The sequence below is a fragment of the Lachnoclostridium phytofermentans genome (assembly GCF_000733755.1).
GTDB classification, from domain to species: domain Bacteria; phylum Bacillota; class Clostridia; order Lachnospirales; family Lachnospiraceae; genus Lachnoclostridium; species Lachnoclostridium phytofermentans_A.
The window spans coordinates 120,247-131,513 of the sequence record NZ_JPOF01000002.1; the positions used below are offsets into that span (position 1 = coordinate 120,247).

General features: G+C 36.6%; 7 protein-coding genes. 1 reads left to right on the plus strand and 6 read right to left on the minus strand.

The genetic code is table 11. The features are described from left to right. Nucleotides 1–122 precede the first annotated feature (122 nt). The 3 genes from CC92_RS0103135 to CC92_RS0103145 form a co-directional block, all read right to left on the minus strand. A complete protein-coding gene (locus tag CC92_RS0103135; protein ID WP_029504530.1) occupies nt 123–2,414 on the minus strand; it encodes a hydratase in 2,292 nt (763 codons plus the stop codon). Nucleotides 2,415–2,646: 232 nt separating this feature from the next. Further along, nucleotides 2,647–3,177 carry a hypothetical protein gene (locus CC92_RS0103140; protein WP_155998452.1) on the minus strand — a complete coding sequence of 177 codons (531 nt, stop codon included), beginning with the start codon at nt 3,175–3,177 and terminating at the stop codon, nt 2,647–2,649. A 300-nt stretch (nt 3,178–3,477) separates the two neighbouring features. Continuing rightward, on the minus strand, nt 3,478–4,890 hold the full coding sequence (locus tag CC92_RS0103145; protein ID WP_029504528.1) for an MATE family efflux transporter: 1,413 nt from the start codon (nt 4,888–4,890) through the stop codon (nt 3,478–3,480). Nucleotides 4,891–5,203: 313 nt separating this feature from the next. Between CC92_RS0103145 and CC92_RS0103150 the strand changes: the two genes are divergently transcribed. Next, nucleotides 5,204–6,037 (plus strand): helix-turn-helix transcriptional regulator, encoded by an 834-nt coding sequence (locus tag CC92_RS0103150; RefSeq protein ID WP_029504527.1) that lies wholly within the window; start codon nt 5,204–5,206, stop codon nt 6,035–6,037. A 64-nt stretch (nt 6,038–6,101) separates the two neighbouring features. On the opposite strand, the gene CC92_RS0103155 is transcribed toward CC92_RS0103150, so the two are convergent. The 3 genes from CC92_RS0103155 to CC92_RS0103165 all read right to left on the minus strand — a co-directional run bounded on the left by CC92_RS0103155 (nt 6,102) and on the right by CC92_RS0103165 (nt 11,267). Beyond that, nucleotides 6,102–8,177 (minus strand): complex I subunit 5 family protein, encoded by a 2,076-nt coding sequence (locus tag CC92_RS0103155; protein WP_029504526.1) that lies wholly within the window; start codon nt 8,175–8,177, stop codon nt 6,102–6,104. A gap of 114 nt (nt 8,178–8,291) precedes the next feature. Then, the gene (locus CC92_RS0103160; RefSeq protein WP_029504525.1) at nt 8,292–9,767 is read right to left on the minus strand and encodes a complex I subunit 5 family protein; all 1,476 of its coding nucleotides are present in this window, start codon (nt 9,765–9,767) and stop codon (nt 8,292–8,294) included. Between the two features lie 15 nt (nt 9,768–9,782). Further along, nucleotides 9,783–11,267 (minus strand): complex I subunit 5 family protein, encoded by a 1,485-nt coding sequence (locus CC92_RS0103165; RefSeq protein WP_029504524.1) that lies wholly within the window; start codon nt 11,265–11,267, stop codon nt 9,783–9,785.

Genomic DNA, 11,267 nt, shown 5'->3' on the forward strand with positions numbered 1-11,267 from the left:
AAATTTTACGAATCGATCGTTGTTTCATAAAACTCCTTATCACAAATATATAAAAAATCAGAGTAGGCTCTTAATTTGTCTCCAAATAGATAGAACCATACTCTGTTTTTTTAAGAAATGATCTAGTTTCTATAATAATTAATTAAACAACCCTTTAAGATAATATCACGTTCATCATCCGTTAATTCCCCAAGAGTCAGAGCAAACTCCTTCATCTCATCATTTACTACATAAGCCTTTATCTCGTTTTCTCTATTCTCTATCGCTTTCTTAATATCCTTAATAAATAGATAATCTCCATTCTTAAATGGAATCTCTTCTTTCCAAAGGAATGGAAGCATACCCCAGTTAATCAGATTACTACGATATCTCTTGGTAGCATATTCCTTAGCAATATTCGCAAGACCACCAAGTACTTTTTGGCAGCTTGCAGCTTGCTCTCTTGCCGAACCATCTCCTGGCTTAACTGCATAAATCACACTACCGATTTCAGTCACTTTTGGATCTATCGCAAACTTCTCATTAATCTTAGTGAATACCTCTTTTATCTCCGAATTAGCGTTGTAGATATCCTCTACGGAATCTGCTGTCTGTCTAGCCTTCTCAGCAAGTTGAATCTCTTTCGCACGACCTACATAAGCTGGATCTTTTCTGGATAAAGTAAACTCTGCTAACCCTAAAGGATTAGAGCGATAAGAAGAGGTTTCACCAGATGGAATTAATTCATCAGTAGTTGTTACTGGATCATGTATTACTGAGACAACCTTTAATACTAAGTCATCTGTAAGGCTTTCCATGGCAGGCCAATCTACAATTCCAGGACCAAATTTAATCTCTGCTGTCTTATCTGGCTTACCCACACCATCATACACACGATTTTCATAAATCTTACGATCAAAGAAATAACGAGGCTTTGCAAAATTAACATCAATATCCTCCGCTGAGGTTAAATACCCCTGATTTGCAGCAGTAGCTGCGATGGAACGCGCATCCATAAGCGCTACCGATGCAATCTGACCATTAGTAATCTTAGAACCTTCACGATTAGGGAAGTTTCTAGTGGAATGACGTATACTTAATCCATTGTTTGCCGGAACATCTCCAGCTCCAAAACATGGTCCACAGAAGGCAGTACGTATCGTTGCACCAGTCTGCATTAACTTCGCAACAGAACCATTCTTCACAAGTTCCATAAAAATTGGCTGACTTGCTGGATAAACGCTTAAGGAGAATTCATCCGCACCGATATATTTACCATTTAAAATATCAGCTGCATCACAGATATTTTCAAAGCCACCACCTGCACAACCTGCAATGACACCTTGTTCAATGTATAATCTGCCATTACGGATTTTGTCTCTTAAGGTGTAGTTTACTTTATTGTTATCAAGACTTACCAAGGCTTTCTTCTCAACCTCAAAAAGTATATCAGAAAGATTTGCATTCAGCTCTTCGATAGTGTAGACATTGCTTGGATGGAATGGCATAGCAATCATTGGTTTGATTTCTGATAAATCAACATAAATCATACCATCATAGTAAGCAATCTCACCAGGTGCAAGTTCTTTATATTCTTCTACACGGTTATGAATATCATAAAACTCTTTTACCTTTTCATCCGTTACCCAGATGGAAGAAAGACAGGTTGTTTCTGTCGTCATAACATCGATGCCAATACGATAATCCACACTTAAATTCTTGATTCCATCACCGATGAATTCCATTACTTTATTGTTTACATAACCATTCGAAAAGACAGCACCAATGATAGCTAAGGCAATATCCTGTGGTCCAACACCCTTTCTAGGTGCTCCAGTTAGATATACGCCCACAACTTTTGGCATAGTAATATCATAAGTTTTACTTAATAATTGTTTAACGATTTCTGGACCGCCTTCGCCCATTGCCATCGTTCCTAGCGCTCCGTGACGAGTATGACTATCAGATCCAAGAATCATCTTACCGCCACCAGCTAACATCTCACGAGCAAATTGATGAATGACTGCTTGATGAGGTGGTACATACATACCACCATATTTTTTAGCACAAGAAAGGCCAAACATATGATCATCTTCATTAATAGTACCACCAACTGCGCATAAGCTATTATGGCAATTTGTTAAAACATAAGGAACTGGGAATTCTGTTAAACCACTTGCACGTGCTGTCTGAATAATTCCTACAAAGGTAATATCATGAGAAGTAAGTTTATCAAACTTAATTTTAAGCTTATCCATGTTGCCAGAAGTATTATGTGCAGCTAATATCTCATAAGCAATTGTGTTTTTCGCTGCCTCTTCTTTTCTTACATCTTTTCCAGTCTTTCCCTTAAGGATTTCTAGTGCCTCTGAATTTTCTTCAATAATTGTCTGGCCATTTAGTACATATGCGCCTTGATCCAATAATCTAATCATACATTATCCTCTTTTCTGCACACCCATTCATGCGTGTGCTTTTCTGCGCTTTCTAAGTTTGTGGTTGCAGTGAAGATACAAACTTGCTATGTGAAAGTTCTTTAATTATTAAAATAATCATTCTTTCACTTAGTGAATGTCCTATCACTTTTATTACTCTTTATCGTTTCACCGTAATACAGCATAAACTTTTTAGATAAGAGGAATCACGAATGATTCCCCTTTAAATTCACTACTTTTTCTCAAATTCCATTACTTGTTCTTCATCACAAAATGTACTTAAGCTTCCTCTGCCTTCCTTTGCTTTTACATACATGGTAATGACACCATCTTCATCTTCATTAAATTCGATTGTAATCTTACCAGCAAAGTTAGTAAAGAAAACACCATTATGATTGAGAATGCCTTCTTCTCCCTCGAAATACGTTTTGGAAATTAGTCCTGAGTTTGTCCCCATAAGAGGAAGTCTCGGGAATTCTGTTTTGATTTCTTCCCCTGCTCCAATAGGAGAATCGAAGAACACATCAGAGGAGTAGTTCACCTCATCACTACTAAATAATAATTGAAGCTGTGTAATGTTTTTACTTGTATTATTTACTATGTGCAATTTGTATTTCTGAGATGCTTCAACTACCATGAAAACAAAAGAAAGAACAAGAACAGCAGCTACAATCCCACCAAGGATTATTAATTTCTTCTTTTTTTCCTTCAAGGTCTCTTGATTTGTTGCTTTGGTTGCTTTTGTTGCTTTGATTTTCTTCATCGATGTAACCATTCCTTCCATATCTAAAACCTTACCGTATATAATAACGGCTCTATTTATATTAATATGAAGCGATAGAATAATCAAGTAGTTTCATAAAATATACATAAAAAAGTATAGAAAAGTTTATACTAGATAGTTTGTATCCTATGATACTTTTCGCTCTTATTCATCGGCTACATTACTCTAATATCCTGACGGAAGGAGACTTCGTGTAATTCTTCCTTCTCTGTCATTCTTCCTTTACTGTCATTCTTCCTTTACTGTCATTCTTCCTTTACTGTCATTCTTCCTTCTCTGTCATTCTTCCTTTACCCAAAACTTTATATTATTCTCTCTACAAATTCGCCGGATGACAAAAAAGGCGATACAGGACGATAATACCGTAACTGATATATTACTAATACACATAACCAATCCGCAGCTTTTTGCTCCTAAATTCGTGAATTTCTGTAAAGCATATAGTACTGGAATACGAAACGCAAATACCCGACAAAAATTAATAAGCAATGTATATTTTGTATATCCAAATCCTAATAATAAAGAAATTACTGCTGCATTAATACCAAGAGGAATACAGCTTCCGATACACTCCATCTTATACATTTCAATAATCATGTTTTGAAACTCAGTGTCAAAACCACTAGAAGAACTTGCAAAAATAAAACTAATTGGTTTTAAGAAAATCAATGTCGTAATCAATCCAATCACACCTATTATTAGATTAATTGCCAATACTCTCTTAAAAGTGTCTAATGCTCGTTTTACTTGGTTTGCTCCAAGGTTTTGGCTAATGATTGCTGCTCCACTTTCCTGAAATCCATTCTGTGGTCCAGTTGTAACACCACCGATATTATTTGATATACCAAGTGCTCCAACCGCCAAAGGTCCATATTGCCCACTCATCGAATTTACAATTACTTTACCAAAGGAAAAGGCTGCCTTTTCTACCATAACCGGACCAGATAACGTAAGCATTGGGCCGATGACGGATTTTTTTAAACTAATACTTTTTAAGGAGAAGCCAAAAGCATTTCCCTTCTTATTTAGATTCACAAATGCAGCAATCAACATAACAGACTGAGCAACCACATTCGCAACTGCTATCATCTGAATATCACCATTTAACACATACACAAATAATGCTGTCAAAGAAAGCTTCACTACAATTATCATCAGATTTAATTTTAAAATTCGTTTGGTATTTCCTCTTGCACGTTCAACTGCTATGTATACGTTATTAATATAGGTAATCACCATTGCGAATAATTCTATTGAAAAATACCTACTCCCAATTCCAATTAATTCTTTTGGAGTGTTCGCAAATCGTAAAATCGTCCCTGAAAATGGTATCATTGTTAGAACTACAAGTCCCAGTATACCACATAAACCTAAGAGACTGTTTACCCTTTTCTTCACCATCTCAAAGTCACCAGCACCATACGCCTTACTAATTTCAAGGCTGCCACCGATAGCGAGTCCTCCACCCACTGCAGATAGTAAACTGTTAATCTGAGACAGATATGCTACTGCTGAAACAGACTCTGCACTAATATGAGAGGCCATCATTGTATCTAGTAATCGAAAAACCAAACTTAATGTTTGATATAGCGCTAGTGGAAATCCTACAGAAAATACTACTTTCCACAGATTTCCATGCAATGCGAACTCACGAAATCGTTCGTCCTTTTTTGACAACCCCACCTTAGCCATTTTGAAACTCCTTTCGTCACCCATCCTACTCTCTCCAGATGTCATACTTCCCTAGGATAGTACAATTTGTCTAAGGATACCTTGATTTTCTTTTCATTATTTATTAAAATACAGATATCTTGCCATTATAGTCAGATTCTAGTATAATAAAGGTATAAGATAAAAAAAATAGCTTCAAGCTTCCTCATACCAACCCTACTTCGACAACTATTTCTGAATTTAGAAAGTGTGAAGTAATAAAGGAAAGCTAGACTAATTGGGTTAACAGCGAAGAACGATTCCATATTTAATTGATATAGAAAGGGAGTATGAAATGGACTCTAATCAAGGATTAAAGATTACAAGAATCAAACGTGATCCATATTTTAGCATGAAAGATGCTCATCTACATAATTTTTATGAAATGTACTATTTACTTTCTGGTACAAGACGTTTTTTTGTTAATGATACAATTTATAACGTCTCCAAGGGAGAACTCATATTAATAGAAGAAGGTGCTCTTCATAGAACTACATACATCTCAGGCGGTTCTCATGAACGAATTTGTATCACCTTTTCTGAAACCTTTTTAGATCCCTTGTTTCAAGAGTTTGGAAAAGAGGCTGTATTAAAGAGCTTTTCTCAACCACATGTACGAATTCCTCAAAGCAGACGAGAATATTTTGAAGACTTAATCTCAAAAGCTCATCGTGAAATGATATACCAGGATACCTATTCCCTCTATCTGGCAAGTAGCCATGTGTATGAGCTGATTTTATTTATCTTAAGGCTGAACTCTATTACGAAGCAAGATAACATTACTCCGTATGATGCTTCCCCTGATGATCAAATCATGGAAAAGGCAGCAAAATATATATGTAGTAATTATCAATCACCATTGACCTTAGAAGAAACTGCAACTTATTGCAATATGAGTGCTACTTATTTTTCGAAGAAGTTTAAGGCAGTGACAGGATTCGGATTTAAAGAATATCTCATTAATATTAGAATTCGAGAAGCCTCTAGGCTTTTGCTTCATACGAAATTACCGATTACAGAAATCGCATTATTGAGTGGATTTAATGATAGTAATTATTTTGGTGATGTGTTTAAACGTATGAAGGGAATTTCACCTTGTAAATATCGGAAAAACAAAGAATTAGTCTAAAAAAAGCCTATCTTAGCTCCACTTCTATTCGATAGAAACAAGCTAAGATAGACTTTTTTATCTACTACAATACCGCCAATAAATAAATTAGCGTCATCATAAGACCAATACTAAACATTAACAAACCAAAGGAAACACTTCTTGTCACCAAGCGGCTTGTTCTGTTTACTTCCTTATGACTTAACGCAAAGAAATTAACAAACGAAGTCTTGATTGGTCGTTTCTTTAAGATGTAACGATTCAAGAATTTTACAATATCATCCATGATAGTACCAAGGAAGTACGTAAATCTGGTTCCAACCTCAATTGGTCGTTTTTTCCTCGAAGGACGAAGAATCGTGTTACTTACCACATAGATAATTCCGTCCAATAATTTATCGAATAATCTTAAGATAAACGCAAGCACGAACATCAGTAACTGCATTATAATCGGACGATAAACCGAATCTTCTATATCCATCCAACTTGGCCAGCAGTTTACATAAACCTTCTTGCCTTTTTCGTTCTTTCTCATCAAGCATGTACGGATAAAGCCAAAGTAAATGATAATACCAATCGCAATCGATATCAGACCGCCAGATAGATTCCCTACAGAATAATAAGAAACTTGATGTGCTGGAGAATGTCCATGTACAAATTCCTGCATCGTATCAGCAATCCTATCCATCGTTACATTTGGAAGTATGCCTAAGACTGGAAGTAGCACTGCACTTCCTACCAAAGCGAATGAAGTTGTCTTATTCATATAACTTCCAGAATGCATAGTCCTTAGTTCTTTTTCTTCATTCTCTTCAATAAATAAAGCAACAAATAGTTTTATCATATACGCTACGGTAAGTCCACCAGTAATTAAGAATATCCATTCAATGACATTGAAAAACATAACCTCTGAGGTTCCAACTACCATATCCTTATATTCAACGATACTTTCATGTAGCAAAGTTTTACTAACATAACCGTTCCATAGAGGAATTCCTCCGATTCCTAATGCTCCCATTAAGAAAGCAAACAAAAACGCAGGTTTCCCCTTTCCAAAGCCTCTAATCTTATTTAAGTCAAGCTCATGCAAATTCATAAATACGACTCCAGCTGCAATAAAGAGAACTAGCTTAATTAGAGAGTGATTCACCATATGAAGCATCGTGCCTCGTACTGCAAGTGAATTATGTTCTCCAAGGAGTCCCATCATTCCAATCCCGACTAAGATAAAACCAATCTGGGACATAGAAGAACAAGCAAGGGTACGTTTTAAATTAACAGAAAATACCGCTAATACCGCTCCACCAAGCATCGTAATAACACCAAGTAATAGCACTACCATTCCCCACGATTTATCATAGAGAAAGATTTGTCCACTTATCACCAAGATACCAAATACACCTGTTTTGGTAAGAATACCAGATAGTAACGCTGAGGCTGGTGCTGGTGCCACTGGATGTGCCTTTGGTAACCAAATATGAAGCGGAAACATACCTGCTTTTGCACCAAAACCAAATAACATGCAGCCGCCAGCAACATAAAGTATTGATTTATCTTCTATCGTTTCGCATGCTTCTCTTAGTTTTGCCATCTCTAGAGTTCCAACAGCATGATTTAATAAGAATAGCCCCATTAACATCACCATACCACCAATGATAGCTACTGCAAGGTAAGTTCCCGCTGCCTTTAGCGCTGCTTCATTTTCTTCTTGTGCTACCCATACATAAGAAGTAAGGGACATCACCTCAAAGAAAATGAAAGTAGTAAATAAATCAGCAGATAAGAATACACCTACGGTTGCAGATAACGTAACTAGCCAAAAGAAATAGAATCGATTTCTATTGCGATAATGAGCAAAATACTGTTTTGCAAATAAAGTTGCCATCATCCACATGAATGCTGCTATTAATGTATAGACAGCACGGAATCCATCCAAAGAAAAGGATAATCCTCTTGCACAAAAATTCGGTTCAAAAAATGTATATTCCATTCCATTATAAACATTAATTCCAAGATAAAGCAATGTACCAAACTCAACGATAGTGACAATTGCTACAAGGAAGTCACGGAATGTTTTGTTCTTACGTCCAATCAAATACCCTATCAATGCACCAAGTAATGGCCATATGACAGGGAATAATAAGATGATATTTCCTTCCATACTAATCTCCATTCTGTCGCTATAGTGTGAAAAATCCTGGTTATTCACACTTTATAACATGCTTCTTAGTAGGTGTGAAAGAACTTCGTCCTTTCACACTAACTTCCTATTTCTTTAGAATAATCCTGACGCAATGTCAGTTAAATAATCCACTAACGGAATCGAGCAAAATCCGAATACTACAATGGCGATACAAAATACAATTAGCGGTAATTTCATAAGCCAGTTTGGATCTTCTACATCTTTCACACTTTCCATATCAAAATCGTTGCCTGGGAAGAACGCCCTTATAATAACAGAAAATAGGTAAATCGCTGTCAATAACGCAGAGATAATTAAAACATAGATACCAGCAACTGCTAAGAAAGATCCTTCCGATGCTGCTGCAGTTGCAAGATTATATTTACTAATAAAACCTGCAAGCGGTGGAACACCAATTAGTCCAAGTGCTGCTACAGAAAAACATCCCATTACTACTGGCATCTTCTTACCGATACCACGAATTTCGTAGATGTATTCTCTTTTTGTTTTATATAAAATTGCACCACCACAGAAGAACAAGGTAATCTTGATTATCGCGTGAAATACCATATGAGTTAAGCCACCACGTAATCCCATTGGTGTCATTAAAGCAACACCAAAGATAATGTAAGAAAGATTACTTACTGTAGAATACGCCAAACGACGTTTCAGATGCTGTTCTTTTACTGCCCTTGAAGAACCATATAAAATAGTAACCAATGCAAAGATAAGAATAACATTTTGTGCCCACGTTCCATGTAAAAAGTCAGTACCAAAGCTATAATACGTAATTCTCATAATTGCGAAGGCACCTGCCTTAACAACGGCTACCGCATGGAGTAATGCAGTTACAGGAGTCGGTGCAACGGAAGCAGTTGGTAACCATCCATGAAATGGGAAGATGGCTGCTTTCACACCAAATCCTAGGACCGCTAAAACATAAACAAAGCGAAGAAGCTGATCTTTATTTCCAATGGCTTCATAATTTAGTACACCACCATATACAAAATCCATTCCGTTTCCGTAAGCAAGAATAAAGATAAAGCCAATAAACGCAAAGGCTGCACCACCAATGGAATAAAAGATATACTTACGTCCTGCAAGAATTGACTTTTTATCCATAGAGTGCATTACTAATGGTAAGGTAATCAATGTAAGCATCTCATAAAACATGTATAACGTCATTAAATTCGACGCAAAGGCAATCCCCATGGTAATTCCATAAGTCATGGTGTAAAAGGTGAAAAATTTATTTTCCTGCTTCTCATGCTTCATATATTCAAAGGAATAGAGTGTAGCAATCGGCCATAGAGCTGCAATTAATCCAGCAAATACGCTACCAAGTCCATCTACATGAAAAGAAACTTCCAATCGTCCAGCCAGATTAATTGCCTGAAAGGTCCCTTCTGGGCGATTTAACAGGATATAAAATGTGACAAGTGAATTGATTAGTACTACCGCCATAACATACCACTGTCTTGCAGTTCGTTTCTTAAAATGAAACAACGGAATCAGCGCCCCGAACAGTATCGGTAGTACGACCGGTAATATTATATATGTTAAGTTCATAACCGTCTCCTTATGTTAGCCAAATAGGGTGGATGATAACTTTGCTACGACAGAAAGAAGGTAATTTGGAAACATACCGAGTAATACCGCAGCTAAAGCTAGAATCATCATTGGCACTGTCATCAATTTATTTGGCTCCATGTTCTTATGTGTACTGTAATCATAATCTGCGCCTGGGAAGAACGCTTTCATCGTGATGGTAATTAAGTAACCTGCTGTTAATAAAGCACTTACCAATAACACAATTGGACCTATATAAGAAATAGAACCAATCGGAGCATTTAAGCTTCCCTCTGCAAGATACCATTTACTTAAGAAGGCACTGGTTGGAGGAATACCAATTAACGTCACGGAAGCTAAGGTAAAACACCACATAGTGATTGGCTGCTGTTTTCCGATACCAATAAGTTCTGATACCTTTTTCTTGCCAGTCTTATATATAATTGCACCGGCAGTTAAGAATAATAAGTTCTTTACAATGGAGTGAAATACTACATGAAGTAAAGCACCGGAAAGAGCTGTTGCGTCTAATACTGCAACACCAAATAGGATATAAGAAACCTGACTGACGGATGAATAGGCAAGTCGTCTCTTTAACCCCTGTTCTTTATATGCCATCATAGATCCCATTAAAATCGTTAGTAACGTAATTCCAAGGAAAGCATATTGCACCCAGGTACCTCTGATAAAGTCATCTCCAACGATATAGTAGATCAAACGAATGATTGCTAATACACCCATTTTAGTTACATTACCAGACATTAATGCGGATGCCGGCGCTGGTGCTACAGGATGCGCTACTGGCAACCAGCCATGAAGTGGGAAACTACCAGCTTTACATCCAAAACCTATAATCATTAAGAACACAACAACAAGAAGTCCCGCTTCTTTCCCTTCCACTAAGCTTTGATTTAATACTCCACCCGGAGTGAACGTATAGCTTGTTACATAAGGGCTTAAATAGAAAATGCCAGCCAACGCTAAGAAAGCACCGCCCATGGAATAAAAGAGATATTTAAAGGTAGCTTTAATGGCCTCTTTCGTTAAAGTGTGAATAACAAAGCCAAAAGTACTTAATGTCATTAACTCATAAAACAAATACATGGTAACTAAATTTCCAGAAAAACAGATACCAAGGAGTGCTGCAAGCGCTAAAAAAAAGAACAAATGATATCTTTCTTCATTTTTCTCATGCTTTAAATATTCCATTTGGTAAATAGCAGAAACTACCCACATTAAGGATGTTAGAATTGCAAAGAACATTCCCATACCATCCAAATAAAATCGAATCGGTATATCTTTCGTTAACCAGAATAATGTGATCCCTGCTTCTCCAACACTTGATAGATAGATTACTACACCTGCTGTTATCATACTAATCAGAATAACAAAACCACCTCGAATGGAACGATTGATATTCTTGCCCTTTAGGGCATAGAGAAGTAGCCCCGAAACAACTGGCAGTAGAATCGGAATTAATAAACTATAAGAATTATTCAT

Bases quoted from the DNA above. Each gene is read 5' to 3' on its own strand.
- CC92_RS0103135 (WP_029504530.1), bottom strand. From the start codon at position 2,414: ATGATTAGATTATTGGATCAAGGCGCATATGTACTAAATGGCCAGACA.
- CC92_RS0103140 (WP_155998452.1), bottom strand. From the start codon at position 3,177: ATGAAGAAAATCAAAGCAACAAAAGCAACCAAAGCAACAAATCAAGAG.
- CC92_RS0103145 (WP_029504528.1), bottom strand. From the start codon at position 4,890: ATGGCTAAGGTGGGGTTGTCAAAAAAGGACGAACGATTTCGTGAGTTC.
- CC92_RS0103150 (WP_029504527.1), top strand. From the start codon at position 5,204: ATGGACTCTAATCAAGGATTAAAGATTACAAGAATCAAACGTGATCCA.
- CC92_RS0103155 (WP_029504526.1), bottom strand. From the start codon at position 8,177: ATGGAAGGAAATATCATCTTATTATTCCCTGTCATATGGCCATTACTT.
- CC92_RS0103160 (WP_029504525.1), bottom strand. From the start codon at position 9,767: ATGAACTTAACATATATAATATTACCGGTCGTACTACCGATACTGTTC.
- CC92_RS0103165 (WP_029504524.1), bottom strand. From the start codon at position 11,267: ATGAATAATTCTTATAGTTTATTAATTCCGATTCTACTGCCAGTTGTT.